Below are 24,248 nucleotides of genomic sequence, written 5' to 3'. Positions count from 1 at the left end.
CGGGCGCGACACGCCGGGCGCGGCGGGACGTGTCGCTGGGTGACCGGAGGCCCGCCGGAGCGCTCCCACGCTCAGGACCGGTCGACGCGTCGACAAGTGCTCGCCGTCAGCACACGGTCACCAACCCGCAGGTCAGAGCCGCACAACGGTTGCGTCACGGGGACTCCGGGACGTGTCCGGAACAGCCGTCCGCGCGGGTTCCGCTCCCTACCGTTCTCCCTGTCCGCGGCACCTTCCCCGGCCGCGGACACAGACCCCCAGGAGGACGGCATGGCGATCGACCGGGCACCCGCCCCGGCGTCGGCGACCCTGCCCGACGACCTGGTCCCCGCCGGCTGGCTCGAGCTGCTCGAGCGGGCCGAGGCCCTGCCCCAGCGCCGCCGCCCGGCGCGCGCCGCCACCACCCGGGTCGGCGGCAGCCGCGCCGCCGCTCCCCGCGTCGCCGGCGCCCGCGTCGCCGGCGCCCGGGTCGCCGGCGCCGCCCCCGGCCGCGCTTTGCGGCCGCTGCCGGTGGCCCGCCCGGTCCCGGTGCCGCGTCCCCGACCGGCCCCGCCCGCCGCCGTGCCCGCCGCCGGTCCCGCCCCCGCGCCGGTGCGCGCCGAGCCGGCCCCGGCCCCCGGCTCGCGGCTGCGCGCCCGGCTGCGGGCCGGCGTCCGCCGCCTCGCGATGTGGGGCGCCGGACCCGGCGGCGCGCACGCCGCCTGGCCGACCGCGCCGGTCGCCGTCCCCCCGCCCGGCCCCGGCCTCGTCCGTCGCCTGGCGATGTGGGGCGCCGGACCCGGCGGCGCCCACCTCGCCTGGGGCGCCCCGCGTCCCGCCGCCGTCCCCGTTCCGCGCCGGTCCGGCGCGGACGGCCCCGTGGTGCTCACCGAGATGCCGAGCACCCCCACGATCACGCCCGCGGTGCCTTCCCCCACCGCGGCGTCCTCTCCGGCCGGCACGGCCCGTCCGGCCGCCTGGCCGCCGCCGCCCCGGCCGCCCGGACCGGCGCTGGTCCCCGCGGGCTGGCCCGTCCGCCCGGCACCGGTCCGGCCGACCGCGCGCGGACCCGATCCGCCGGCCGACGGCGCGGTGCGCACCCGGGGCGACCCGGTGCCACCCCCGGCCCGGGGCTCGCCCCGGCCACCGCCACCCGCCCCCGGCTGACCCCCTGCGCGCCTCCTCCCGGAGACCGCGCGTCCGCTCTCCTCGTCGACGTGCTCGACGGGCCCGGCTCCCGTCCCGGAGCCGGACCGCCGGCCCGCTCCCGCGAGCAGTTCCTCCCCGGCCCCCGTGGCCGCCCCCTGACCCCTCCGCGGCACCCGCGCCGCCGGCTGCCCCCTCCGCACGACGATCCGGCCTCGACCCTCCCGCCGACTGCCCCGCCCGGGGACAGCGCGCGGACCCTCCCGGGAGGCACGGACGCGACGCGGCGGGGCGACGCCCGGCGACGGCGGGACCCCTGCCGCCGGCAGACCGCACCGCACGACGATCCGGCCTCGACCCTCCCGCCGACTGCCCCGCCCGGGGACAGCGCGCGGGCCCATCCGGGAGGCACGGACGCGACGCGGCACGGTGCGCCGGCAGCAGCCGCCGGCGGAGGCGGACCAGGACCTGCCGGTGCCCGGCCCGGACGACCCGCCCCGTCGTCCGCCGGGTCTCCGACCGGCACGACCTGGCAGGACGGCGTCCCGGGGACCGGCGCGGCCCCGCCGCCCGAGGAGCGCTCCCGGACCCGGCCGCGGTCCCCGGCCCGGCGCCGCGACAGGAGACCGCAGGACGCCGGCCCGCGAGCCCGCGGCGCGGGGCCCCAGCGGGACACGAGCGGGGACACGACCTCGACGGGCGCTCCCGGAGCGCCGGACCGGCAGCCCGCCGGCCGGCCCCGGGGGCGCCCGTCCGGCGTCCCGGACGGCACCGATCCGCTCGAGTTGCGTATCCCCTCCGTGCACGGTTCGTTCCCCTGCGTGGAGCCGCTCACCCGGCGGCCTCCGGACACCGAGGGGACGAGGGATGCACGCACGCACCAAGGCAGTGCTCGCCGGAGCCGCTGCCCTGCTCACCGCCGGCCTGGTCGCGCCGGCACCGGCCGGCGCCGTCACCGGCGGCGTCGAGGACCGGACGAACATCTACGACAACGTCGGCATGCTCGTCTTCTACGACGGCACGGGCGGGCGCTTCCGCTGCTCCGGGACGCTGGTCTCCGAGGACGTCGTCCTCACCGCCGCGCACTGCACCGCCGGCACGGTGGGCCGGACCCTGGTCACCTTCGACCCCGTCGTCGACGAGGCCGCCCCCGCGGACCTGCCGGTCGCCGACCCGGCGGTGGGCTTCACCGGCTCCGAGGAGACCGACGCGGTCGACTGGGTCTCCGGCACCGCGCACACGCACCCGGACTACTCGGACTTCACCGACACGGACAACTGGAACGACGTCGGCGTGATCGTGCTCGACGAGCCGGCGCCCGCGGGCGTGGAGCCCGCGCAGCTGGCCGCGCCGAACGAGCTGGAGCAGTACCGCCAGCCCGCGCTCAACCGGACGCTGTTCCGCGCCGTCGGCTACGGCACCGAGGTGCGCCAGCCCGACTCGGGCCCGCAGAAGCCGACGCCGCAGAGCTACCCGATCCTGCGCCGCTACACCGACGTCGTCGGCCAGAAGCTGACCGCGCAGATCCTGCAGGTCAACGGCAACGAGCACGACAACCGTGGCGGCGGCGGCACCTGCTTCGGCGACTCCGGCGGCCCGAGCTTCGGGCCCTCGGGCAACGTCGTCACCGTCACCAGCTACGGCTACACCGCCAACTGCCGGTACATCGACGGTCTGCAGCGCGTGGACATCCCGGTCGTCCAGGACTGGCTCGCGACGTTCGGGGTCCGGCCGGCCGCCTGACCGCACCCCCCGGGGCCCCGGTCCGCGCACGCGCGGCCGGGGCCCCGCCGTGTCGTCTCCGGCACACCGGTTGTCGTCGCCGCGCCCGGCATGGGAGAAAGGACGGCGAACCGCAGCTCCCCCGCACGATTGGAACCCCCTCCCCCGTGACCGTCCCCGAGCAGCGCCCGGGGCCGCCGGGGAAGGCGTCCCGGCCGCTGTCGCTCCTGCCCGACGACCCCGACGTCAGCCGGATCCGCTTCGAGCTGGCCATCGACGCCGCGGGCATCGGCAGCTTCGACTGGGACCTCGTGACCGGCCGGCTGTCCTGGGACGACCAGCTGCTGGCGATCTTCGGCTACCGGTCCGGGGGCTTCGACGAGTCGATCGACGCGTTCGCCGCGCGGCTGCACCCCGACGACCGCGACCGCACGCTGCAGGCGCTGCAGGACGCCATCGACGACGTCGGCGTCTACGACGCGGAGTTCCGCGTGGTGCTGCCCACCGGGGAGACCCGCTGGGTGCAGGGCCGCGGCCGGGCGCTGGCCGACGACCGCGGCACGGCGGTGCGGCTGCTCGGCGCCGGCATCGACACCACCCGCCTCCGCGAGGGCGACGCCCGCGTCTCCCGGGTGCTCGAGACCATGCGGTCGGCGTTCTTCGCCCTCGACCGCCGGTGGCGGTTCACCTACGTCAACGCCGAGGCCGAGCGGGTGCTGCACCGCTCCCGGGACGACCTGCTCGGCGGGGACATCTGGGAGCTGTTCCCCGCGGCCGTGGGCAGCGACTTCGAGGTCCACTACCGCGCGGCCATGGAGCGGGGGGAGGAGCGGGTCTTCGAGGCGTACTACCCGCCGCCGCTGGACGCCTGGTACGAGGTGCGCGCCTGGCCCGGGCCCGACGGCCTGTCGGTCTACTTCCTGGACGTCACCGAGCGCCGGGCCGCCGAGCAGCGCGCCCGCGACAGCGCCGCCCGGCTGGCCCTGGTCGCCGAGGTGAGCGCGCTCATGTCGGCGACGCTCGGCTCGCCCGCGGCGGAGGAGACGGCGCTGCAGCGGGTGGCCGAGGCCGTCGTCCCCGTGCTGGGCGACTGGGCCATCCTCACCCTCGCCGACGGCGCCGACGGCCGGATGCACGACGTCGCGAGCTGGCACGCCGACCCCGCGCTGCGGCCGGCGGCGGCCACCTACGCCGGGCTGCGGCTGGCGTCGGTCGCCCCGGACGCGCCGGTGCTGCGCGCGCTGGGGTCGGGCCGGCTGTTCACCGTCGCCGACGTGCCGGCGGTGATCCGGCCGACGCTGCCCGAGGGCGAGGTGCGCGACGTCTTCGACACCCTCGCCCCCCGGACGGCGGTCACCCTCCCGCTGGTCGCCCGCGGCCGCACGCTCGGCGCGCTGAGCGTCTACCGGGGCGCCGGGCGGGCGCCGGCCACGGCCGAGGACGTCGCCGCCGCCCGCGAGGTGGCCGACCGCGTCGCGCTCGCGCTGGACAACGCCCGGCTGTTCGACCAGCAGCGGCGGCTGGCCGAGGCGCTGCAGCGCAGCATGCTCACCGCACCGCCGCAGCCCGACGACGCCGAGATCGTCGTCCGCTACCAGCCCGCGGTGCAGGTCGCCCAGGTCGGCGGCGACTGGTACGACGCCTTCCTCCAGCCCGACGGCGCCACCGTGCTGGTCATCGGCGACGTCGTCGGCCACGACACCGAGGCCGCCGCCGCGATGGGGCAGCTGCGCGGGATGCTGCGCGGCATCGCCCACCGCGGCGACACCCCGCCCGACGCCGTCCTCGGCGAGCTCGACGCCGCCGTCGACGCGCTCGGCCTGGACACCATGGCCACCGCCGTCGTCGCCCGGGTGGAGCAGACCCCGGAGCAACGGGCGGCCGGGACGACGACGCTGCGCTGGTGCAACGCCGGGCACCCGCCGCCGCTGCTGCTCACGCCCGAGGGCGAGGTGCGCCGGCTCGGCGGTGAGCGCGGGGAGCTGATGCTGGGCGTCGACCCGGGCGCGCACCGCACGTCGCGGGAGGTCGAGATCCGTCGCGGCTCGACGCTGCTGCTCTACACCGACGGCCTGGTCGAGGGCCGCGACCTGCTGCTGGACGAGGGCATCGAGCGGCTGCGGGCCGCGCTCACGGAGCTGGCCGGGCTGCCGCTGGAGCGGCTGTGCGACGCGCTGGTGCACCGGCTGCGGCCGGAGGGGCTGCAGGACGACGTCGCCCTCGTGGCGATCCGGCTGCACCCGCAACGGCCCTAGCGGGGCAGGACCGCCCAGACGGTCTTGGCGTCGCCGTCGACGTACCAGCCGTGCGCCGAGGACAGCTCGGCGATCAGGTAGAGGCCCAGGCCGCCCTGCGCGGGGTCGCGGTCGACGGCGGGCGTCGGGGCGGTGCGGGTGTCGCCGTCGGTGACCGCCACCAGGAACGCGTCGCCGGTGCGGCGCACCGCGGCCTCCACGGACCCGCCGCCGTGCCGCAGGGCGTTGGACGCCATCTCGTCGAGGACCAGCAGCAGCCGGTCGCGCAGGTCCGCGGGGACGGCAACCGTGCGGGAGCGCCGCAGCTCCGCGCGCACCCGGGGCAGCTCGGCGACGTCGGACAGCTGCCAGGAGACGCCGTCCCAGGCCGGGGGTGGAGGTGCCGACGGCCAGCCGGGCCCGGCTGGTCCGCGTATCACCCGTGTGCTCCCCGTGGCTGTCGTGCGCCCCTGCCGGACGCCGTGCTCGAACACCTGCGTATGGCTCGCCAGGGACCCGCTCAAACACGGCTGCGAGGAGCGTCACACCGGAGGGGGCGGAACCGGCCCGGCACGCCGCCGGAACGTCCCCGGAACACCGCGCCGGGACGCTGCTGCGGGTACCCGCTCCCTGCGGCCGAGGAGTCCCCCCGATGGTCCTGTCCTCCGTGCGGTCCCGCGCCGCCGGCACCGCGTCCCGCAGCACCGTGCCCCGCAGCACCGTGCCCCGCAGCACCGACCCCGCCGACCCCGACGGCCGGCCGCCGTGGCGGGTCGCGGTCCCGCTGGGGCTGCAGCACGTGCTGGCGATGTTCACCTCGAACCTGACGCCGGCGATCCTGCTGGCCGGCGTCATCGGCGCCACCACCGGCGAGGCCACGCTCCTGGTGCAGGCCGCGCTGCTGTGCGCGGGCCTGGCCACCCTGCTGCAGACCGTCGGCATCGGCCCGGTGGGCAGCCGGCTGCCGCTGATGATGGGCTCGGGCTTCGCGTTCATCGCCGTCGCGGTGCCGCTGGCCGAGGACCACGGGCTGTCGGCGGTGCTCGGCGGCGTGCTGGTCACCGCGGCCGTCCAGGTGGCCATCGCGCTGGGCATCCACCGGGTCGCGGCACTGTTCCCGCCGGTGGTGACCGGCACGATCATCCTGGTCATCGGCCTGGGCCTGCTGCCCAGCGGCGTCACGCTGGCCGCCGGCGGCGCGAACTCGCCCGACTTCGGCTCCCCGGTGAACCTGGGCATCGCCGCGCTGGTCTGCCTGCTCGCCGTGGCGCTCAACCAGTTCTGCCGCGGGCTGCTGTGCACCGCGTCGGTGCTGGTCGCCGTCGTCGTCGGCTACCTGGTGGCGATCCCGTTCGGCCTGCTCGACCTGTCCGGGGTCGGGGACCGGCCGCTCGTGGCGGTGCCGCTGCCCTTCGAGTTCGGGCTGTCGTTCCCGCTGGTGGCGGTGCTGTCGATGGCGGTGGTCGGCGTGGTCAACATGGTCGACTCCGTGGGCACCGTGCACGCGGTCACCGAGGGCGGCGCCGGGCGGCCGGCCACGCAGCGGGAGCTGCGCGGCGGCATCCTCGCCGAGGGCGGCAGCGCGGTGCTCGGCGGGGTCTTCGGCGCCCTGCCGACGACGATGTTCAGCCAGAACATCGGCCTGGTGGCGCTGACGAAGCTGATGAGCCGGCACGTGGTGACCATCGGCGCGCTGGTGCTGGTCGGCCTCTCGCTGCTGCCGCAGGTGGCCGCGGTGCTGGCCGCCATCCCGCCCGCGGTGCTCGGCGGCGGGGTGCTGGTCCTGTTCGGCATGGTCTGCGCGATCGGCGTGCAGATGCTGGCCAAGGACGGCCTCGACACCCGCTCGCTGCTCGTCGTGGCGCTGTCGCTGGCCCTCGGCCGCGGCATCGCGTCGGTGCCCGGGGCGCTGGACCGGGTCACCGGGGAGTGGGGCGCGCTGTTCGACTCGGGGATCGTCGTCGCGGCGGTCGTCGCCGTCGTGCTCAACCTCGTGCTCCCGGGCCGCCCCGGAGCACGTCAGGCGGCGGCGAGCGCGGCGCAGTAGTCGGCGACGACGGCGGGGTCGCGCATCGCCGGCCCCATGACCGCCACGCCGGACGCCCCGGCGGCGAGGCAGCCCGCCACGTCGCCGGGGCGCACGCCGCCCAGCGCCAGCACCGGCGGGGCGCCGGGCACCAGCGCGGCGAGGCCCGCGGTCCCCAGCGCCGGGCCGTACCCGGGCTTGGAGTCGGTGGCCGCGAACGGCGAGAGGGTCACCCAGTCGCAGCCCTCGGCCGCCGCCCGCGCGAGCTCCGCCGCGGAGTGGCAGGAGCGGCCGACCAGCGGCGGGCGGGCGTCCGGTAAGGGGTCGGCGGCCGACAGGTGCACCGGCAGTCCGGCGGGCGCGCCGGCCGCCCCGCCCCACACGACGAGCCCGCCGACCGGGTCGAGCAGGTCGCACAGGTCGTCGGCCAGCGCGGCCCGCTCGGCGGTGGGCAGGTCCTTGTCGCGCAGCAGCACCGCCCGCGCCCCCACGGCCACCGCCGCGGCGACCGTCTCGAACAGCGGCCGCACCGCCTGCGTGCGGTCGGTGACGACGAGCAGGCGGGGGATCACAGCGCCGGCAGGCCCTCGAAGGAGGTGGAGGCCTCGGCGTGCCAGCGGCGCGGGATCCGCCCGGCGAGCCTGGCCAGCCGCCCGCCCTCGACCGCCTGCCGCATGGCCAGCGCCATCCGCTCGGGGTCGCGGGCGCGGGTGACCGCCGAGGCCAGCAGCACGGCGTCGCAGCCGAGCTCCATCGCCAGCGCGGCGTCCGACGCGGTGCCGATGCCGGCGTCGAGGACCACGGGGACGTCGACGGCCTCGCGGAGCAGGGCCACGTTGTGCGGGTTGCGGATGCCCAGGCCGCTGCCGATCGGCGAGCCCAGCGGCATCACCGCGGCGCAGCCGGCGTCGGCCAGCCGGCGGCCGAGCACCGGGTCGTCGGTGGTGTAGGCGAGCACGGTGAAGCCCTCGGCGACCAGCTGCTCGGCGGCGTCGAGCAGCTCCACGGCGTCGGGGAGCAGCGTGACCTCGTCGCCGATCACCTCGAGCTTGACCCAGTCGGCGCCGAACGCCTCGCGGGCCAGGCGGGCGGTGCGCACCGCCTCGCGGGCGGTGCGGCAGCCGGCGGTGTTGGGCAGCAGCCGGACGCCGGCGCGGTCGAGCACCTGCATCATCGAGCCGGTCGCGGACGCCTCGACGCGGCGCAGCGCGACGGTGACCAGCTGGGTGCCCGAGGCGCGGACGGCGGCCTCCAGCGCCTCCAGGCTCGGCACGCCGCCGGTGCCGAGCAGCAGACGGGAGGTGAGGGTCTCCCCGCCGAGGACGAACGGGTCGCCGGCCTCCTCGGCGGCGAGGGCGGGTGCCAGCTCCTCCGTGAGGTCCTCCGTGGTCATTCAGCCTCCTGCGGTCGGGGCGAGCACCTCGAGGGCGTCGCCGGGGGCCAGCGGGGTCTGCGCCCAGCTGCTGCGGGGGACGACGTCGCCGTTGCGGGCGACGGCGACCCGGTCGTGGCCGGGGGCGCGCTGGGCCACGAGATCGGCCACGGTGGCGCCGTCGGCCAGCTCGGCCGCGTCGCCGTTGACGGTCACCTGCACTCAGGTCCTCCCGAAGCGGTCGGTGGTGAACGGCGCCGCCACCTCGGGCAGCGCGCCGGTGGCGAGCAGCTCGGCGGTGGCCTCGGCGGTCACCGGGGTGAGCAGCACGCCGTTGCGGTGGTGGCCGGTGGCCAGCACCAGGCCGGGCAGCGGGCCGGGACCCAGCAGCGGTGCGTTGTCGGGCGTGCCCGGGCGCCAGCGGGCGAGGGTCTCCACCAGCTCGAGCTCCTCCACCTCGGGGACGACCTCGATGGCGTCGTGCAGCAGGTCGTGCACGCCGCCGGCGGTCACCCGGGCGTCGAAGCCGCGGTCCTCGACGGTGGCCCCGACCACGAGCCGGTCACCGCCGTACGGGACGAGGTAGACGTGCCGGCCGCGCACCAGCGCCCGCACGGTGCCCTCCAGGAGCCCTCCGGCGCCGGCCAGGCGCAGCACCTGCCCCTTCACCGGGCGCACGGGCAGCGGCGGGACGCCGGGCAGGCCGCCGCTGTGCGCGCCGAGGGCCAGCACGGTGGCGCCCGCCGCGACCGGCTCGCCGGACGCGAGCACCAGGCCCGCCGCCCGCCCGCCGTCGACGGCGACGCCGGCCACCCGCTCGCGCCGCAGCTCCACCCCGGCGGCCTCCGCGGCCGCGAGCAGCGCGGCGTGCACCGCCCGGCCGTCGACGGAGTGGTCGCCCTCGACCAGCAGCCCGCCGCGCACCCGGGTGGCCAGCGCGGGCTCGCGGCGGCGGGTCTCGCGCGGGGTCAGCCGCTGCGCGGCCAGGCCCAGCTCGCGCTGGAAGGCGTGCAGCGCGTCGAGCTCGCGGACGTCGTCCTCGTCGAAGCCGACCACCAGCGTGCCGGCGGTGCGCAGCCCGACCGGCAGGCCCGAGTCCGCCTCCAGCTCGGCGGCGAAGGCGGGCCAGCGCTCCAGCGAGGCCGCGCCCAGCCGCAGCAGCGCCTCCTCGCGGTACCCGGCCTCGGTGACCGGCGCGAGCATCCCGGCCGCGGCGAGCGAGGCGCCGGTGCCGGGGGCGTCGTCGACCACGGTCACCGACAGCCCCCGCCGCGCCGCCCGCCAGGCCACCGCGAGCCCGACCAGGCCGCCGCCGGCGACGGCGACGGCGACGTCGGTCATGCGGCGGCGCGCTGCCGGCGGCCGCGCAGCACCAGCGGCAGGGCGAGGACGACCGCGACGGCCAGGCCGACGAGCGAGGCCGACCACCCGTTGCCCGGGTCGATGCCGAGGTCGGCCTGCCGGGCGCTCCACCACGCCGTCCAGCCCGCGCCCGGGCCGGGGAAGTAGGTGGGGAGGGTGAGCTGGTAGGCCACGAACCCGGCGGCCCACGGCAGCAGGTACAGCGGCCGGGCGGGCGCGGTGTCCGAGGTGTCCCAGGACCCGCGCGGTGTGAGCCAGTAGGCCACGATCAGCACGCCGGCCAGCGGCACGAACACCGCGCCGATGAGGAAGAGGAACGGCTCGTAGGCGACGACGTCGAGCGTCAGCGCGAGCAGCGTGGCCACGGCGCCGACGCCCACGACGAGCACCCGGCGGTCGAGCCGGCCGACGACGTTCTGCGCCGACACCGCCGTCGAGTACAGGTTGGCGAAGGCCTCGTCGAGCTCGACGGCGACCAGCACGAGCACCGCCACGGCGCCCAGCGGCACCGCCAGCAGCGCGCCGATCACGTCGAGGCCGGAGCTGCCGTAGGCGGCCAGCGCGAGGACGCCGAGCGCGAACATCACCACGGTCGCCAGGCCGTAGCCGACCGCCGAGCCGACGCCGGCGGCGCGGGCGCTGCGGGCGTGGCGGGTGTAGTCGGCGGCCAGCGGCAGCCAGGACACCGGCAGCGCGATGACGATGTCGGCGGCGGTCCAGAACGAGGTCGCCCCGCCGCCCTCCAGCGGCGGGAGCGGCTCGGCCAGGACCTGCACGAACAGGTAGGCGACGGCGGCCAGCGCGGCCCACACCGCGTACCGGGCCAGCAGCCGGACGACGCCGAGCGGGCGCAGCGCCATCGCGGTGGCCAGCACGCCGGCGGCGAGGACGAACGGCCAGCGGGGCGCGTCGAGCACCCGGGCGGCGGCCTCGGCGATCACGACGATCTCGAAGGTCGCCCAGCCGATGCACTGCACGAGGTTGAACGCCGTGGGCAGCCAGGACGTGCGCCGGCCGAGCAGCCCCCTCAGCAGCACCATGCCGGGCACGCTCTCCCGCGCGCCGGCGGCGGCGACCGCGCCGAGCAGCAGCGAGCCGATGACCGCGCCGACGACGACGGCGGCGAGGGTCACCCACAGCGGCCGGCCGGGCAGGACGACGAACACCGCCGCCACCGGGAGCAGCAGGCTGACACCGAGGTTGGCCCACAGGCCGAGGGACTCGCCGAGGCCGAGGGTGCGCGGCGGCGCCTCGTCGAGGGTGAGGGGCGCGTCGGTGGTGCGGGCGCCGGTACGGACACGGTCGGACGTGCTCATGGCTGCTCCCTACGCCGGCATTACCCGGTCAGGTTCCAGCGGTCGGCGGCGCGCTCAGCCGCCCTCTCAGCCCGGTTGTCCCGAGCTCCCGCACATGGCGCCGCCACGATAACCACCCCGTAGGGTCGGCCGCCGTGCCGGTCGCCGACCTGCTCGCCCGCCACGCCGACGCGTGGGGCCGAGCCACCCGCTCCCCGTTCCTCGACGCCGTCCGCGACGGCACGCTGTCCGACGCCTCGTTCGACACGTGGCTCGTGCAGGACGCCCACTTCCTCGGCGACCTGCTGCGCTTCCAGGCGCGGCTGCTCGCCCGCGCCCCGCGCCCGGCGCAGGCCGTCCTCGCCGACGGCTGCGTGGCACTCGTGCAGGAGCTCGACTGGTTCGGCCGGGTCGCCGCCGAGCGGGGCCTCGACCTCGCCGCGCCGCAGCTGCCGGCCACCATCGCCTACGGCGACCTGCTGTACCGGCTCGACGTCGCCGACGTCGGCACCGCCCTCACCGCGCTGTGGGCCGTGGAGCGGGCCTACCTCGACGCCTGGTGGGGTGCCCGCCCCGGCGCCGGGCAGTACGGGCCGTTCGTCGAGCACTGGACGACGCCGGGGTTCGCGGGCTACGTGGCGGCGCTGGAGACCGCGGCCGACGCGGCGGGCCCGGCCGACGAGTCCGCCTTCCTGGAGGTCGCCGCCGCGGAGGCGGACTTCTGGGCGATGACCTCGTGAGCGACCTCGTGAGCGACCTCGTGAGCGACCTCGTGAGCGACCTCGTGAGGATCTCGTGAGCCTGTCGGCCGACCTGTGGCGCGGCAGCGCCGACCTCGCGGCCGCGTCGCTGGACTCGCCGTTCGTCCGCGGCGTCGCCGACGGCACCCTGCCGCGGGAGCTGTTCGCCGGGTACGTCGCCCAGGACGCGTTCTTCCTCGAGGCGTTCGCCCGGGCCTACGCGCTCGGGGTGGCGCACAGCCGCGACCGTGCGACGCTCGACGCCTTCGCCGGCCTGCTCGACGGGGTCCGCGAGGAGCTGCGGCTGCACGACGGCTACGCGGCGCGCTGGGACATCGACCTGGCCGCCGTCGAGCCCGCCCCGGCGACGCTGGCCTACACCGAGTTCCTGCTGGCCACGGCCGCGCTCGGCGACGCCGGCGAGGTGTGCGCAGCCATGACGCCGTGCATGCGGCTGTACGCGCACCTCGGCCAGGCCCTCGCCCCCCGCGCGACGGCGCCGTACCGCGAGTGGGTCGACACCTACGCCGACCCCGGCTTCGAGGAGCTGGCGCGCACGCTGGAGGCCCTGCTCGACCGGCTGGCCGCCGACACCCCGGCCGTGCGCCGGGCCTACCGGCGGGCGATGGAACTGGAGCTGGCCTTCTTCGACGCCGCCGCCAGCGGGACGGCGGCGGGCGGGGGTACCGTCGCCGGTCAGTGACTCGGGGTGTCCGCCGTCCGGCGGGCTGAGAACACACCCGTCGAACCTGTCCAGGTCATGCTGGCGAAGGGATGTCACGGCGTGGATGCCGCCGCTCTGACCGCTGCCCGGTCCGCCCTCGCGGGCCGCGCGCCGCTCGTGCACTGCCTCACCAACACCGTCGTGCAGACGCTCACGGCCAACGCGCTGCTCGCCGTCGGTGCCGCGCCGGCGATGGTCGACGAGCCGGCCGAGGCCGAGGGCTTCGCCGCCGTCGCCTCGGCGGTGCTGGTCAACGTGGGCACCGTCACCCGGGCCACCGCCGAGGCGATGCGGCTGGCCGCCCGCTCGGCCGCGGCCGCCGGGACGCCGTGGGTGCTCGACCCGGTCGCCGTCGGCGCGCTGCCGTTCCGCACCGGGCTCGCCGCCGAGCTGCTGGGCTCGCGCCCCGCGGTCGTCCGCGGCAACGCCTCGGAGGTCATGGCGCTGGCCGGCGCGGGCTCCGGCGGGCGTGGCGTCGACTCCACCGACAAGGCCGACGACGCGCTCGACGCCGCCGTCGCGCTGGCCGGGCGCACCGGCGGCGTGGTGGCCGTCAGCGGCGAGGTCGACGTCGTCACCGACGGCACCCGCACCGTCCGGGTGGGCGGCGGCTCGCCGCTGCTCACCCGCACCACCGGGGCCGGCTGCGCGCTCGGCGCGCTGGTCGCGGCCTACCTGGGCGCGGGCGCCGACCCGCTCACCGGCGCGGTCGCCGCGCACGCGCACGTCGCGCTGGCCGCCGAGGCCGCGGCCGCCGTCGCCGCCGGGCCCGGCACCTTCGCGCCGCTGTGGCTCGACGCCCTCGACGCGGTGACCGACCTGTCCGCCGCGCGGGTGGACGCGTGAGGCCCGCCTTCGACCCCACGCTCTACCTCGTCACCGACACGGCGCTGTCCGGCGAGCGGGGCGTGGCCGAGGTCGTGCGCGCCGCGGTGGCCGGCGGGGTGACCGCGGTGCAGGTGCGCGACAAGACGGCCTCGTGCCGCCAGCTCTACGCGCTGACGCTCAGCGTGAAGGAGGTCCTGGCCGGCACGGGCGTGGCGCTGTTCGTCAACGACGACGTCGAGGTCGCGCTCGTGGCCGGGGCCGACGGCGTGCACGTCGGCCAGGACGACGCCCCGGCCGCCGAGGTCCGCGAGCGGATCGGCCCCGACCGGCTGCTCGGGCTCTCGACCGGCTCGCCCGACGAGCTCGCCGGCGCGCTGGCGCTGCCGCCGGGCACGGTCGACGTCGTCGGCATCGGGCCGGTGTGGACCACGCCGACCAAGCCCGACGCCGGCACCGGCCTCGGGCCCGAGGGCGTCGCCGCGCTGGCGGAGGAGGCCTCCGCGGGCGGGCTGCGGACCGTGGCGATCGGCGGGATCGACGTCGAGCGGGCGCCGCTGGTGACCGGCGTGGACGGGATCTGCGTCGTCTCCGCGATCTGCGCCGCGCCGGACCCGGCGGCCGCCGCGCGCGCCCTGCGGGCGGCCCGGTGACCGGGCGGGCGGGGGTGCCGGTCGCGCTCACCGTGGCCGGCAGCGACCCCAGCGGCGGCGCCGGCATCCAGGCCGACCTCAAGACCTTCAGCGCGCTCGGCGCCTACGGCACCGCGGTGCTCACCGCGCTGACCGCGCAGAACACCCGCGGCGTCACCGGGGTGCACCCGGTGCCCGCGGCGTTCGTGGGCGAGCAGATCGCCACCCTGCTCGACGACGTGACGGTGCACGCGACGAAGACCGGCATGCTCGGCACCGCCGCGGTGGTGCGCGAGGTCGCGGCCCGGCTGGCCGACCGCGCCGCCGGGCCGGTCGTCGTCGACCCGGTCATGGTGGCCACCAGCGGGGACCGGCTCGTCGACGACGACGCGGTCGCCGCCGTCCGCGACGTGCTGCTGCCGGTGGCCGACCTGGTGACGCCGAACGTGCCCGAGGCCGCCGCGCTGCTCGGGGCGGCGCCGGCCACGGCGGTCGCGGAGCTGCCCGGCCAGGCGCGGGCGCTGCTGGAGCTCGGCCCGCGGGCGGTGCTGCTCAAGGGCGGTCACCTGGGCGGGGACGAGTCGGTCGACGTGCTGGCCACCGCCACCGGCGTGGTGGAGACCGTGCGTCCGCGGATCGACACCCGGGCCACCCACGGCACCGGCTGCACGCTGTCGTCGGCGATCGCCGCACTGCTGGCCCGCCGCCGCGCGGCCGCCGAGGCGGACGCCGAGCCGGACTGGGCGCCGGTGGTCGAGGGCGCCCGCGACTACCTGCAGGCCGCGCTGGCCGGCGGGGCGGCACTGGGCATCGGCTCGGGTCACGGCCCGGTGCACCACTTCGCCGGCATCTGGGCGGTCTGAGCACGGTGTCCGCGTCGACCGTCGCTTGACGCGGTCGCTGCGCGGCCGGGACCGTGGCCCATGGCGACCGACCGCCCGCGCCCCGTGTTCAGCCGCTGCTACGACCGGGTCAGCCGGCGCCTCGAGGAGGCCGGCATGGCCGGCCTCCGCCGGGAGCTGCTCGCCGGGCTGGCCGGCGTCGTCGTCGAGGTCGGCTGCGGCAACGGGCTGAACTTCCGGCACTACCCGCCGGCGGTCACCCGCGTCGTCGCCGTCGAGCCCGAGCCGCGGCTGCGCGCCGCCGCCGAGCGGGAGGCGGGAGCCGCCGGGATCGCCGTGGAGGTGCACGCCGGCACGGCCGATGAGCTGCCGCTGCCCGACGGCGGGGCCGACGCCGCCGTGCTCTGCCTGGTCCTGTGCAGCATCCGGGAGCGCGCGCAGGCGCTGGCGGAGGTGCGCCGGGTGGTCGGGACCGGCGGGGAGCTGCGCTTCCTCGAGCACACGGTGGCCGAGGACCGGCGGCTGCGGCGGGTGCAGCGCCTCGTCGACGCCGCCGGCTGGCCGCTGCTCGCCGGGGGCTGCCACACGGCCACCGACCAGGTCGCCGACATCGAGCGGGCGGGCTTCACCGTGCGCCGCGCGCGGCGGTTCGACTTCCCGCCCGGGCGGGTCCGCGTGCCGGCCAGCCCGCACGTGCTGGGCGTCGCGGTCGCCTGATCAGTCCCCGCCCGCCGTGCCGAAGAGCCGGTCCAGCCGGTAGGCCACCACGCGCTGCGCGTCCCCGACGTCGCGCTGCCGGCCCAGCACGCTGCTGACCAGGCCGTTGGTCAGCGCCAGCAGGCTCACCACCTCGATCCGCGGGTCGACGTCGGCCGGCACCTCCCCGGCGTCGACGGCGCGCTGCAGCACCCCGGTGAGCCACCGCTCGAGCGCGTCGGGGGCGTAGCGGCCGTCGACGGCCTCGGCCGGGTCGGTGAGCCCGGCGGCGTAGTAGGCGGTCCAGGCCAGCTGGTCGGCGCGGCTGGCCTCGTCGGTGGGCAGGATCGCGCCGAGGACCACCTCGAGGACGGTGCGCGGCGGCAGCCCGGTGCCGATCGCCGCCGCCCGCTCGCGCACCCGCCGGTCGAGCCGGGCGGCGAGCTCGGCGATGCCCGAGAGCATCAGCGTGCGCTTGTCGGTGAAGTAGTACTGCACCACCCGCAGCGAGACCCCGGCCTCGGCGGCGACCTCGCGCATCGACACGGCCTGCAGGCCCCGGGTGCTCGCGATGCGGAGCAGCGCGGCGGTCAGGTGCCGGCGCCGCTCGTCGTGGTCGACGCGTCTCGGCACCGGCACCCCTTTCGTGGTACGACTGTATCCTCAAAGACCGCCCCGGGAGGCAGCCGTGACCATCCTGACCGCGCGCTCCGGCGAGCCCGACACCCCTGTCGAGATCGCGTACGAGGTCCTCGGCCCGGCCGACGGCGACCCGCTGCTGCTGGTCATGGGCCTGGGCGCCCAGATGGTCGGCTGGCCCGACGGGTTCTGCGCGGAGCTGGCCGCCCGCGGCTTCCGCGTCGTCCGCTTCGACAACCGCGACGTCGGCCTGTCCACCCACCTGGACACCCCGGTCCCGGCGCAGCCGTGGCGGCGCGTGGCCCCGGCCTACTCGCTGTCGGACATGGCCGGCGACGCGCTCGCGGTCCTGGACGCCGTCGGCTGGCCGGCCGCGCACGTCGTCGGGGCGTCGATGGGCGGGACGATCGCCCAGCTGCTCGCCGTCGAGCACCCCGCCCGGGTGCTGTCGCTCACCTCGGTCATGTCCACGCCGTCGCCGCGGATCGGCCGGATGCGGCCGCGCACCACGCTGGCGCTCGTCCGCCGGGCCCGGCGGCTGGCGAAGGAGCGCGGGCCCGCGACGACGCCGGAGGCGATGGCCGAGTTCATGGTCGCGATGCAGGAGGTGACCGGGTCGCCCGGCTTCCCCGCCGACCGCGAGGACCACCTGGCGGTGCTGCGGGTGGCCATGGCCCGCGACGCGTCGGGGCTCACCGGACCCGGTGCCCGCCGGCAGCAGGCCGCGCACCGCGCCTCCCGCGACCTGCGCGCGGAGCTCGCCGCCGTCCGGGTGCCGACGCTGGTGGTGCACGGCGACGCCGACGTCGTGATCCGGCCGGAGGGCGGGGAGGCGACGGCGGCCGCGGTGCCGGGCGCGCGGCTCGTCGTCCACCCGGGGATGGGGCACGAGCTGCCGCGGGCGCTGTGGCCGCGGCTGGCCGACGACATCCGGGCCACCGCCGATCTGGCCGCCGCGCACCGGGCCTGATGCGGAGCGCCCGACGCGGTGCGCCCGGCCGGGGGCGCTGGTTGACTCGGCGGATGGTCTCGCCGATCCCAGAACCGGAACCGGTCATCGACCCCACCGAGCCGGTGCCCGACGACCCGGGTGAGCTGCTGCCCGACGCGCCGGAGCCCCTCCCGCCCGCGCCCGTGGAGCCCACTCCCGACGACCCGGGCGGCGACCCGGGCGGGGTGCCCGAGCCGGCCTGACGCCGTCGGCGCCCCGTCGCCCGGGAACGCGAGATCTGCACACCCGGGGTGTTCCGGGGCCGGATGGCCCCGAGTGTGCAGATCTCGCGGGGGAGCGCCCTCTAGGAGACGAAGCCGATCAGCAGGTGGGCGTTGAGGCCGATGATCAGCGCGGCGACGACGCAGCCCACCACCGTGGTCACGCGACGGTTCACCCAGCCGCCCATGAGGTCGCGGCGGCTGGTCAGCCACAGCAGCGGCACCAGCGCGAACGGGATGCCGAAGCTCAGCACCACCTGCGACCAGACCAGCGCCGTGGTCGGGTCGCCGCCGAGCACGAGCACCGCCAGCGCCGGGGCGAGGGTGATCAGCCGCCGGGCCAGCACCGGGATGTGCCGCTTGAGGAAGCCGGCCATCACGACCTGGCCGGCGTGCGTGCCCACCGACGACGACGCGAAGCCGCTGGCCAGCAGCGCGACGGCGAAGGCCAGGGCCGCGCCGGTGCCGAGCTGGTCGCCGAGGCCGGCGTGCACGCTCTCCAGCGACTCGATCCCGTCGTCGGCGGTGAACAGCTGCGCGGCGATGATCAGCATGGCCGCGTTCACCAGGCCCGCGACGCCCATCGCGACGAGCACGTCGAGGCGCTGGGCCCGCAGCAGCCGGCGCCGTCCCTGCTCGGTCTTCCCGGCGGTGACGACGTCCCCGTAGCGGCCGGGCGTGAGCGCGGAGTGCACGTAGATGACGTGCGGCATGACCGTGGCGCCGAGGATCCCGGCGGCCAGCACCAGGCTGTCGGGGCCCTCGAAGGAGGGCACCATGCCGCCGGCGACACCACCGAGGTCCACGCCGGCGCCGACCAGCGTGTAGCCGAAGCCCAGGCCGATGACCAGCAGCAGGCCGGTGATGACCCGCTCGAAGGGCCGGTGCCCGCGCGACTGCGCGCCGAGCAGCACGAACGCGACGACGGCGGTGATGATCCCGCCGACCGGCAGCGGCACCCCGAACAGCAGGTTCAGCGCCACCGCGCCGCCGACGATCTCGGCGAGGTCGGTGGCGATGGCGACCGCCTCGGCCTGCAGCCACAGCCCCCGGGTGACCGGCTTGGGCAGCCGCTCGCGGCAGTTGGTGGCCAGGTCGCGGCCGGTGGCCAGGCCCAGCTTGGCGGTGAGGCTCTGGATGAGCATCGCCATGAGGTTGGCGGCGACGATCACCCACAGCAGCGTGTAGCCGAACGAGGCGCCGCCGGAGAAGTTGGTGGCGAAGTTGCCGGGGTCGACGTAGGCGACGGCGGCGACGAACGCGGGGCCGAGCAGCGGCCAGATGCGGCGGCGGCCGGTCGCGGGCGGCGGCGGGGTCCGCGGGGTGCCGACCAGCGTCGTCGGGAGGACGGCGGCCTCGGTCTTGGACAGGTACACGGGGGCCTCACAGGGCGGCGCGGCGGCGGACGGGGGGAGGGCTCGCTCCTGGTCTGCCCGCCGGGGGTGTCACGGTCGGGCCAGGACGTGGCCCGCGCGGGCCGAGGTGAGCCTGGCCTGCGTCCCGGGGCCGCGGACGCGCCCGCGGCCCCGGGAGGCGCTCAGGCCGCCGGGACGACGAGACCCGCGGTGGCGGTGCGGGCGCGGGTGAAGCGCTCGGTGACGTCGGCCCAGTTGACGACGTTCCACCACGCCGCGATGTAGTCGTTCTTCACGTTCTGGTACTGCAGGTAGAAGGCGTGCTCCCACATGTCGAGCATCAGCAGCGGCACCAGGCCGACGGCGAGGTTGCCCTGGTGGTCGTAGAGCTGGCAGATGAGCAGCTTCTGGCCCACCGAGTCCCACGCGAGGATCGACCAGCCCGAGCCCTGGACCCCGCCGGCGACCGCCGTGAAGTGCGCGCGGAAGCCGTCGAAGGAGCCGAAGTGCTCGTCGATCGCGGCGGCCAGCTCGCCGTCGGGCCGGTCGCCGCCGTCGGGGCTCATGTTCGGCCAGAACACCGAGTGGTTGACGTGCCCGGCCAGGTTGAACGCCAGGTTCTTCTCGTGCAGGTTCGCCGTGCCCAGCCCGTCGTTCGCCCGCGCCTCGGCGAGCTTCTCCAGCGCGGTGTTCGCGCCGGTCACGTAGGTCTGGTGGTGCTTGTCGTGGTGCAGCTCCATGATCCGGCCGGAGATGTGCGGCTCGAGGGCGGCGTAGTCGTAGGGCAGGTCGGGGAGCGAGTACTCGGGCACGGGGTTCCCTCCGTCGGGCTAGCGGACGCCCGTGCTCCTGCCCGGCGGGGCTGACACGCGGGGGCCGACTCGTGGCCCCCGCGGGCCAGTCCCCGGATGGCGGACGAGGGACCGGCCTTCGTAGCGCTAATGGCCCGCTACCCGGCGGGCCCGGGCGACCAGGGCGTCGATGCGACGGGCGTGCGCGCCGCGCCAGTAGACCCGCCCGCAGCCCGGGCACCGGGTGAAGTCGGTGGCGGTGCGCCGGGTACCCGGCTCCAGCTCGCCGGCCACCGCCGCGGCGTCGACCGGCACCGGGACGCCGTTGCAGGCCGGGCAGCGGGTGAGCGGCGCCAGCGGCGGGCGGAACCGGTCGAGGACGTCGTCGAGCTGCTCGTCCGGGCCGCCGCCGCGCACCCACGCCCCCGCGGGCAGCGCCCGGCGCATCAGCAGGCCGCGGTCCTGGGTGAGCAGCACCCGGTCCTCGGCGACGGCGGCCGCGACCAGTTCGGCGTCGTCGGCGTCGGGCGCGCGCGCCTCCGGCGACCAGGCGGTGTCCAGGCCGAGCAGCCGCATCCGCCGGGTCAGCGCGCCCAGGCCGACGTCGAGCAGGAAGCCGCCGGCGGGCACCGGCTGCGGCCGCGGCCGGGCCCGGACGACGACGACCGCCCCCGGCCGGGCGCCGGGCCCGACCGGCACGCCGTCGGCGAGCAGCTCGCCCACCTCGGTCAGCGGCACCCCGGCGGCCTGCACCAGGTGGCCGACGGTCGCGTCGGGGTCGGCGCCGAGCACCCGCCGTCCGGCCGCGCGGTCGCGGGCCGGCAGCAGCGGGCGCAGGGCGTCGTCGACGGTGACGGCGACCGGGCGCGGGTCCACGGGTGCCTCCTACCCGGGTGGCGGGTCGCGGCCGTCCCGGATGGGCATGTCCGGGGTGACCGCACCGCCTCGATCCCCGGGAGTCCCCGTGACCGTCCCCACCGACCGTCCCCTCGCCCTCGTCACCGGCGCCTCCAGCGGCATCGGACTCGCCCTCGCCGAGCAGTTCGCCGAGCACGGCTTCGACCTGGTGGTGGCCGCCGAGGACGACGAGCTCGACAGCGCGGCGGAGACGCTGCGCGGCCTGGGCGCCCACGTCTCCCCGGTGCGCGGCGACCTGACGCGGTACGACGACCGGGAGCTGCTGGTCGCCGCCGTCCGCGGCTCCGGCCGCCCGCTGGCCGCCGCGGCGCTCAACGCCGGCGTCGGCGTGGGCGGTGCCTTCGCCGAGACCGACCTCGACGCCGAGCTGGGCATGGTGGCCCTCAACTGCGGCTCGACGGTGCACCTGGCCAAGCGCGTCGTGGAGGACATGAAGGCGCGCGGCGAGGGCCGGATCCTGTTCACCTCGTCGGTGGCCTCGCAGGCGCCGCAGCCGTTCCAGGCCGTGTACGGGGCGACCAAGGCGTTCGTGCAGTCGCTGGCGCTGGCGCTGCGCGAGGAGCTCGCCGACACCGGCGTGAGCGTCACCGCGCTGCTGCCCGGCCCCACCGACACCGAGTTCTTCGACCGCGGCGACCTCACCGACACCAAGCTCGGGGCCAGCGACGCCAAGGACGACCCCGCGCAGGTGGCCCGCCAGGGCTACGAGGGCCTGATGAAGGGCGAGGCGTCGGTGTTCGCCGGCTCCCTCACCAGCAAGGCGATGGGCCGGATGTCCGCGCTGACCCCCGACACGGTGGCCGCCAAGACCATGAAGCCGATGGCCGCCCCCGGGTCGGCCGACGGCTGACCTCCCCGGCACGATCGGGCCCGTGCGCGACCCCGACGAGCTGCCGGCCGGCCCGCTCCTGCTCCGCCGGTGGCGGGCCGGCGACCTCGACGCCGTCTGGTCGGCCTTCCAGGACCCCGCGCTGCGGCTGTGGAACGCCGTCGCGATGGACGGCACACGGGAGGCGGCCGAGGAGTGGCTCGCCCGCCGCCTCGACGTCGGCGACCGCCCGTTCGTCCCCTGGGCGGTCACCGACGTCGCGGACGGTGCCGTGGTCGGCTCGGTCGCGCTGCACTCGGTCGACCTCGACCAGGGCGACGCCGAGGTGGGTTACTGGGTCGCCCCCGGGGCGCGCGGCCGAGGGGTGGCGCCGCGCGCCGTCGACGCCGTCCTCCGGTGGGCGTTCGCCCGGCTGCCGGTCGACCGCGTCGAACTCGTGCACGCCGCCGGGAACCCCGCGTCGGGCCGGGTCGCGGAGAAGGCCGGCTTCACGCTCGAGGGCCGGCTGCGCCGCTCCCACCGCTACGGCGACGGCGTGAAGCACGACGAGCTGCTGTGGGCCCGCCTGGCCGACGACGACGTCCCCGAGCTCAGCACCCGCAGCTGATCGCCCGTGGCGCGGTGAGCGGGTCGACCTCGGGCCGGATGAGGCCGTCCGCCGTCGCCACCGGGAAGCCCTCGCGGGCCCAGTACTCGAAGCCGCCGATCATCTCCCGCACCCGGTAGCCCAGCAGCGCCAGCGCGAGCGCCGCGCGGGTGGCGCCGTTGCAGCCCGGGCCCCAGCAGTAGGCGACGACCGGGACGGACCGGTCCAGCTCGGCCTCCGCGCGGGCCGCGAGCTCCCGGCCGGGGAGGTGCACCGCACCGGGCACGTGCCCCTGGTCCCACGCCTCCCGGCTGCGGCTGTCGAGCAGCACGAACCCGGGGTCGCCGGTCTCGAGGGCGGCGTGCACGTCGGACACGTCGGTCTCCACGGCCAGCCGGCGGGCGAAGTGGGTGGCGGCGTCGGCGGGGGCGGTGCTCCAGTCCATGCCGTCGATCCTGCGGACGCGGGCCCTCCCCGACGAGGCCTCCGCCTGCCAGGAACCGCACCGGATCGGCCTCCGTAGCGCTCATGCTCTTGACGGGGAGCAGTCTGACATCTGAGATGTCAGTTGTGACCGCACCCCTCGTCCCCGTCGGCCGGGTGCTGCTGCGCGACCAGGCGCTGACCCGCATCCGCTCGGCGATCGTCACCGGCGAGCTCGCGCCCGGCGCCGTGGTCAAGGACGCCGAGCTGGCCACCCGCCTCGGGCTGTCGGTGGCGCCGGTGCGCGCCGCGCTGGCCAAGCTCGTCGACGAGGGGCTGGTCGAGGCCAAGCCGCAGAGCCACACCCGGGTCACGCCGCTGCGCCCGCGCCAGGTGCGCGACGCTGCCGCCGTGGTCCGGGTCATGCACGAGCTGGCCGCCCGGGAGGCGGCCGGCCGGGTGACCGGGGACGACGTCGCCGCGATGCGCGCGGCCAACGCCCGGTTCGCCGCGGCCGTGGACGCCGGCGACCTGGACGCCGCGCTCGCCGCCGACGACGACCTGCACGGCGTGCTGCTCGCCCGGGCGGGCAACGGCGCGCTGACCGCGACCGTCGAGCGCCTCACCCCCGCCATCCGCCGGCTGGAGCGGGCCCGGTTCGCCGCGGCGCACGGGCGGGGGTCGGTCGCCCTGCACGACCGCCTGATCGCCGCCTGCGCGGCCGGGGACGTCGACGCCGCCGTCGCCACGACCACCGAGATCTGGACGGCGCTGCTGTCCGAACTGGAGGAGACCCATGACGAGCCTCGCTGACGTCCCGCGGCACCCGCTGCTGTTCGGCCCCTCGCCGGTGCACCGGCTCGACCGGCTCACCGCGCACCTCGGCGGCGCCGCCGTCTGGGCCAAGCGGGAGGACTGCAACTCCGGCATCGCCTACGGCGGCAACAAGACCCGCAAGCTCGAGTACCTGGTCGCGGACGCGCTCGCCCAGGGCTGCGACACCCTCGTGTCCATCGGCGGGGTGCAGAGCAACCACACCCGGCAGGTGGCCGCCGTCGCCGCGCACGTCGGGTTGTCCTGCGTGCTGGTGCAGGAGAGCTGGGTCGACTGGCCCGACGCCGTCTACGACAAGGTCGGCAACATCCTGGTCAGCCGGCTCGCCGGTGCCGACGTGCGGCTGGTGAAGGCCGGCTTCGGCATCGGGTTCAAGGAGAGCTGGGAGACCGCGCTCGCCGAGATCGAGGCCCGCGGCGGCAAGCCCTACGCCATCCCGGCCGGCGCCAGCGACCACCCGCTCGGCGGGCACGGGTTCGCCAACTGGGCGCTGGAGGTGGCCCAGCAGGAGGCCGAGCTCGGCGTCTTCTTCGACACCGTCGTCGTCTGCTCGGTCACCGGCTCCACCCAGGCCGGGATGGTCGCCGGGTTCGCGCTCCTGGAGGAGCAGGGCGCCCGGCCGCGGCGGGTGCTGGGGGTCGACGCCTCCGCCAAGCCCGCCGAGACCCGCGACCAGGTGCTGCGCATCGCCCAGCGGACCGCCCGCGCGATCGGCGTCCGGCGCGAGCTGACCCTCGACGACGTCGAGCTCGACGAGCGGTTCCACGGCGGCGTCTACGGGATCCCCGACGAGACGACGATCCGCGCCATGGAGACGGCCGCCCGCACCGAGGGCATGGTCACCGACCCCGTCTACGAGGGGAAGTCGATGGCCGCGACGATCGACCTGGTCGGCCGCCGCGAGATCGACCCGTCGTCGACCGTGCTCTACGCCCACCTCGGGGGTCAGCCCGCGCTGAACGGCTACAGCGCGCTCTTCTCCTGAGCCCCCGGGGGGGGGGGGGGGGGGGGGGGGGGGGGGGGGGGGGGGGGGGGGGGGGGGGGGGGGGGGGGGGGGGGGGGGGGG

The 24,248-nt window shown here is 77.3% G+C and carries 27 protein-coding genes and 2 riboswitches; of the genes, 16 read left to right on the top strand and 11 right to left on the bottom strand.

The features are described 5' to 3' along the window. Nucleotides 1-270: 270 nt before the first annotated feature. From ACI79X_RS21845 to ACI79X_RS21835, 3 genes are all read left to right on the top strand, one after another. The gene (locus ACI79X_RS21845; protein WP_457027522.1) at nt 271-1,146 is read left to right on the top strand and encodes a hypothetical protein; all 876 of its coding nucleotides are present in this window, start codon (nt 271-273) and stop codon (nt 1,144-1,146) included. 846 nt (nt 1,147-1,992) lie between these two features. After that, nucleotides 1,993-2,868: a trypsin-like serine protease gene (locus ACI79X_RS21840; protein ID WP_457027521.1), complete on the top strand. Its 876-nt coding sequence runs from the start codon at nt 1,993-1,995 to the stop codon at nt 2,866-2,868. Between the two features lie 146 nt (nt 2,869-3,014). Next, a complete protein-coding gene (locus tag ACI79X_RS21835) occupies nt 3,015-5,102 on the top strand; it encodes a SpoIIE family protein phosphatase (RefSeq protein ID WP_457027520.1) in 2,088 nt (695 codons plus the stop codon). On the opposite strand, the gene ACI79X_RS21830 is transcribed toward ACI79X_RS21835, so the two are convergent. Beyond that, nucleotides 5,099-5,521 carry an ATP-binding protein gene (locus ACI79X_RS21830; protein ID WP_457027519.1) on the bottom strand — a complete coding sequence of 141 codons (423 nt, stop codon included), beginning with the start codon at nt 5,519-5,521 and terminating at the stop codon, nt 5,099-5,101. The two genes, ACI79X_RS21835 and ACI79X_RS21830, sit on opposite strands and share 4 nt — an antisense overlap. Nucleotides 5,522-5,733: 212 nt before the next feature. Between ACI79X_RS21830 and ACI79X_RS21825 the strand changes: the two genes are divergently transcribed. Beyond that, a complete protein-coding gene (locus ACI79X_RS21825) occupies nt 5,734-7,128 on the top strand; it encodes a uracil-xanthine permease family protein (protein WP_457027518.1) in 1,395 nt (464 codons plus the stop codon). Here ACI79X_RS21825 and ACI79X_RS21820 read toward each other — a convergent pair. The 5 genes from ACI79X_RS21820 to ACI79X_RS21800 all read right to left on the bottom strand — a co-directional run bounded on the left by ACI79X_RS21820 (nt 7,101) and on the right by ACI79X_RS21800 (nt 11,157). Beyond that, nucleotides 7,101-7,679: a thiamine phosphate synthase gene (locus tag ACI79X_RS21820; protein WP_457027517.1), complete on the bottom strand. Its 579-nt coding sequence runs from the start codon at nt 7,677-7,679 to the stop codon at nt 7,101-7,103. The two genes, ACI79X_RS21825 and ACI79X_RS21820, sit on opposite strands and share 28 nt — an antisense overlap. Next, nucleotides 7,676-8,500 carry a thiazole synthase gene (locus ACI79X_RS21815; protein ID WP_457027516.1) on the bottom strand — a complete coding sequence of 275 codons (825 nt, stop codon included), beginning with the start codon at nt 8,498-8,500 and terminating at the stop codon, nt 7,676-7,678. Before ACI79X_RS21815 ends, ACI79X_RS21820 begins: the two co-directional genes overlap by 4 nt. Continuing rightward, nucleotides 8,501-8,701 (bottom strand): sulfur carrier protein ThiS, encoded by a 201-nt coding sequence (gene thiS, locus ACI79X_RS21810; RefSeq protein ID WP_457027515.1) that lies wholly within the window; start codon nt 8,699-8,701, stop codon nt 8,501-8,503. After that, nucleotides 8,702-9,820 (bottom strand): glycine oxidase ThiO, encoded by a 1,119-nt coding sequence (thiO, locus tag ACI79X_RS21805; protein ID WP_457027514.1) that lies wholly within the window; start codon nt 9,818-9,820, stop codon nt 8,702-8,704. Continuing rightward, nucleotides 9,817-11,157, bottom strand: coding sequence for a purine-cytosine permease family protein (locus ACI79X_RS21800; protein ID WP_457027513.1), 1,341 nt, complete (start codon nt 11,155-11,157; stop codon nt 9,817-9,819). The genes thiO and ACI79X_RS21800 overlap by 4 nt, the downstream gene beginning before the upstream one ends. Further along, a riboswitch (TPP riboswitch) is annotated at nt 11,147-11,259 on the bottom strand. (Overlaps the previous gene by 11 nt.) 32 nt (nt 11,260-11,291) lie before the next feature. On the opposite strand from ACI79X_RS21800, the gene ACI79X_RS21795 reads away from it, so the two are divergent. From ACI79X_RS21795 to ACI79X_RS21770, 6 genes are all read left to right on the top strand, one after another. Continuing rightward, nucleotides 11,292-11,876: a thiaminase II/PqqC family protein gene (locus ACI79X_RS21795; RefSeq protein ID WP_457027512.1), complete on the top strand. Its 585-nt coding sequence runs from the start codon at nt 11,292-11,294 to the stop codon at nt 11,874-11,876. A gap of 55 nt (nt 11,877-11,931) precedes the next feature. After that, nucleotides 11,932-12,579, top strand: a complete 648-nt coding sequence (locus ACI79X_RS21790) for a TenA family protein (RefSeq protein ID WP_457027511.1) — start codon at nt 11,932-11,934, stop codon at nt 12,577-12,579. Then, a riboswitch (TPP riboswitch) is annotated at nt 12,572-12,668 on the top strand. It overlaps the preceding gene by 8 nt. Then, complete coding sequence (gene thiM, locus ACI79X_RS21785) at nt 12,661-13,446, top strand: hydroxyethylthiazole kinase (protein ID WP_457027510.1); 786 nt, start codon at nt 12,661-12,663, stop codon at nt 13,444-13,446. It overlaps the preceding riboswitch by 8 nt. Then, nucleotides 13,443-14,078, top strand: a complete 636-nt coding sequence (thiE, locus tag ACI79X_RS21780; RefSeq protein WP_457027509.1) for a thiamine phosphate synthase — start codon at nt 13,443-13,445, stop codon at nt 14,076-14,078. Before thiM ends, thiE begins: the two co-directional genes overlap by 4 nt. Next, nucleotides 14,075-14,920 carry a bifunctional hydroxymethylpyrimidine kinase/phosphomethylpyrimidine kinase gene (gene thiD / locus ACI79X_RS21775; protein WP_457027508.1) on the top strand — a complete coding sequence of 282 codons (846 nt, stop codon included), beginning with the start codon at nt 14,075-14,077 and terminating at the stop codon, nt 14,918-14,920. Before thiE ends, thiD begins: the two co-directional genes overlap by 4 nt. Nucleotides 14,921-14,980: 60 nt before the next feature. Next, nucleotides 14,981-15,616 carry a class I SAM-dependent methyltransferase gene (locus ACI79X_RS21770; protein ID WP_457027507.1) on the top strand — a complete coding sequence of 212 codons (636 nt, stop codon included), beginning with the start codon at nt 14,981-14,983 and terminating at the stop codon, nt 15,614-15,616. On the opposite strand, the gene ACI79X_RS21765 is transcribed toward ACI79X_RS21770, so the two are convergent. After that, on the bottom strand, nt 15,617-16,234 hold the full coding sequence (locus tag ACI79X_RS21765) for a TetR/AcrR family transcriptional regulator (RefSeq protein ID WP_457027506.1): 618 nt from the start codon (nt 16,232-16,234) through the stop codon (nt 15,617-15,619). Between the two features lie 49 nt (nt 16,235-16,283). Here ACI79X_RS21765 and ACI79X_RS21760 point away from each other — a divergent pair, with 49 nt between their 5' ends. Both ACI79X_RS21760 and ACI79X_RS21755 read left to right on the top strand, forming a co-directional pair. After that, nucleotides 16,284-17,204, top strand: coding sequence for an alpha/beta fold hydrolase (locus ACI79X_RS21760; protein ID WP_457027505.1), 921 nt, complete (start codon nt 16,284-16,286; stop codon nt 17,202-17,204). Between the two features lie 53 nt (nt 17,205-17,257). Beyond that, complete coding sequence (locus tag ACI79X_RS21755; protein WP_446758069.1) at nt 17,258-17,428, top strand: hypothetical protein; 171 nt, start codon at nt 17,258-17,260, stop codon at nt 17,426-17,428. 101 nt (nt 17,429-17,529) lie between these two features. Here the strand turns inward: ACI79X_RS21755 and ACI79X_RS21750 are convergent, their stop codons facing one another. The 3 genes from ACI79X_RS21750 to ACI79X_RS21740 all read right to left on the bottom strand — a co-directional run bounded on the left by ACI79X_RS21750 (nt 17,530) and on the right by ACI79X_RS21740 (nt 20,468). Further along, nucleotides 17,530-18,822: an Nramp family divalent metal transporter gene (locus ACI79X_RS21750; RefSeq protein WP_457027504.1), complete on the bottom strand. Its 1,293-nt coding sequence runs from the start codon at nt 18,820-18,822 to the stop codon at nt 17,530-17,532. A 161-nt stretch (nt 18,823-18,983) separates the two neighbouring features. After that, nucleotides 18,984-19,613, bottom strand: coding sequence for a superoxide dismutase (locus tag ACI79X_RS21745; RefSeq protein ID WP_457027503.1), 630 nt, complete (start codon nt 19,611-19,613; stop codon nt 18,984-18,986). A gap of 126 nt (nt 19,614-19,739) precedes the next feature. Continuing rightward, a complete protein-coding gene (locus tag ACI79X_RS21740) occupies nt 19,740-20,468 on the bottom strand; it encodes a Mut7-C RNAse domain-containing protein (protein ID WP_457027502.1) in 729 nt (242 codons plus the stop codon). An 88-nt stretch (nt 20,469-20,556) separates the two neighbouring features. On the opposite strand from ACI79X_RS21740, the gene ACI79X_RS21735 reads away from it, so the two are divergent. Continuing rightward, complete coding sequence (locus ACI79X_RS21735; RefSeq protein WP_457027501.1) at nt 20,557-21,360, top strand: SDR family NAD(P)-dependent oxidoreductase; 804 nt, start codon at nt 20,557-20,559, stop codon at nt 21,358-21,360. 22 nt (nt 21,361-21,382) lie between these two features. Then, nucleotides 21,383-21,946, top strand: a complete 564-nt coding sequence (locus ACI79X_RS21730; protein ID WP_457027500.1) for a GNAT family N-acetyltransferase — start codon at nt 21,383-21,385, stop codon at nt 21,944-21,946. Here ACI79X_RS21730 and ACI79X_RS21725 read toward each other — a convergent pair. Beyond that, nucleotides 21,930-22,370 carry a rhodanese-like domain-containing protein gene (locus ACI79X_RS21725; protein ID WP_457027499.1) on the bottom strand — a complete coding sequence of 147 codons (441 nt, stop codon included), beginning with the start codon at nt 22,368-22,370 and terminating at the stop codon, nt 21,930-21,932. The two genes, ACI79X_RS21730 and ACI79X_RS21725, sit on opposite strands and share 17 nt — an antisense overlap. Nucleotides 22,371-22,495: 125 nt before the next feature. On the opposite strand from ACI79X_RS21725, the gene ACI79X_RS21720 reads away from it, so the two are divergent. Further along, entirely contained in the window at nt 22,496-23,161 is a 666-nt protein-coding gene (locus tag ACI79X_RS21720) for a GntR family transcriptional regulator (protein ID WP_457027498.1), read from the top strand. Next, a complete protein-coding gene (locus tag ACI79X_RS21715; RefSeq protein WP_457027497.1) occupies nt 23,145-24,167 on the top strand; it encodes a 1-aminocyclopropane-1-carboxylate deaminase in 1,023 nt (340 codons plus the stop codon). Before ACI79X_RS21720 ends, ACI79X_RS21715 begins: the two co-directional genes overlap by 17 nt. The last annotated feature ends 81 nt before the right edge of the window (nt 24,168-24,248 follow it).

This window comes from Geodermatophilus sp. SYSU D01119, from assembly GCF_054049975.1.
This window is presented reverse-complemented; position numbering and strand designations above follow the sequence as displayed.

What these genes read in the sequence shown, in the direction of transcription:
- ACI79X_RS21715 (WP_457027497.1), top strand. Translation starts at nt 23,145, where the DNA reads ATGACGAGCCTCGCTGACGTCCCGCGGCACCCGCTGCTGTTCGGCCCC.
- ACI79X_RS21825 (WP_457027518.1), top strand. Translation starts at nt 5,734, where the DNA reads ATGGTCCTGTCCTCCGTGCGGTCCCGCGCCGCCGGCACCGCGTCCCGC.
- ACI79X_RS21815 (WP_457027516.1), bottom strand. Translation starts at nt 8,500, where the DNA reads ATGACCACGGAGGACCTCACGGAGGAGCTGGCACCCGCCCTCGCCGCC.
- thiO (WP_457027514.1), bottom strand. Translation starts at nt 9,820, where the DNA reads ATGACCGACGTCGCCGTCGCCGTCGCCGGCGGCGGCCTGGTCGGGCTC.
- ACI79X_RS21840 (WP_457027521.1), top strand. Translation starts at nt 1,993, where the DNA reads ATGCACGCACGCACCAAGGCAGTGCTCGCCGGAGCCGCTGCCCTGCTC.
- ACI79X_RS21725 (WP_457027499.1), bottom strand. Translation starts at nt 22,370, where the DNA reads ATGGACTGGAGCACCGCCCCCGCCGACGCCGCCACCCACTTCGCCCGC.
- ACI79X_RS21770 (WP_457027507.1), top strand. Translation starts at nt 14,981, where the DNA reads ATGGCGACCGACCGCCCGCGCCCCGTGTTCAGCCGCTGCTACGACCGG.
- ACI79X_RS21755 (WP_446758069.1), top strand. Translation starts at nt 17,258, where the DNA reads ATGGTCTCGCCGATCCCAGAACCGGAACCGGTCATCGACCCCACCGAG.
- ACI79X_RS21800 (WP_457027513.1), bottom strand. Translation starts at nt 11,157, where the DNA reads ATGAGCACGTCCGACCGTGTCCGTACCGGCGCCCGCACCACCGACGCG.
- ACI79X_RS21845 (WP_457027522.1), top strand. Translation starts at nt 271, where the DNA reads ATGGCGATCGACCGGGCACCCGCCCCGGCGTCGGCGACCCTGCCCGAC.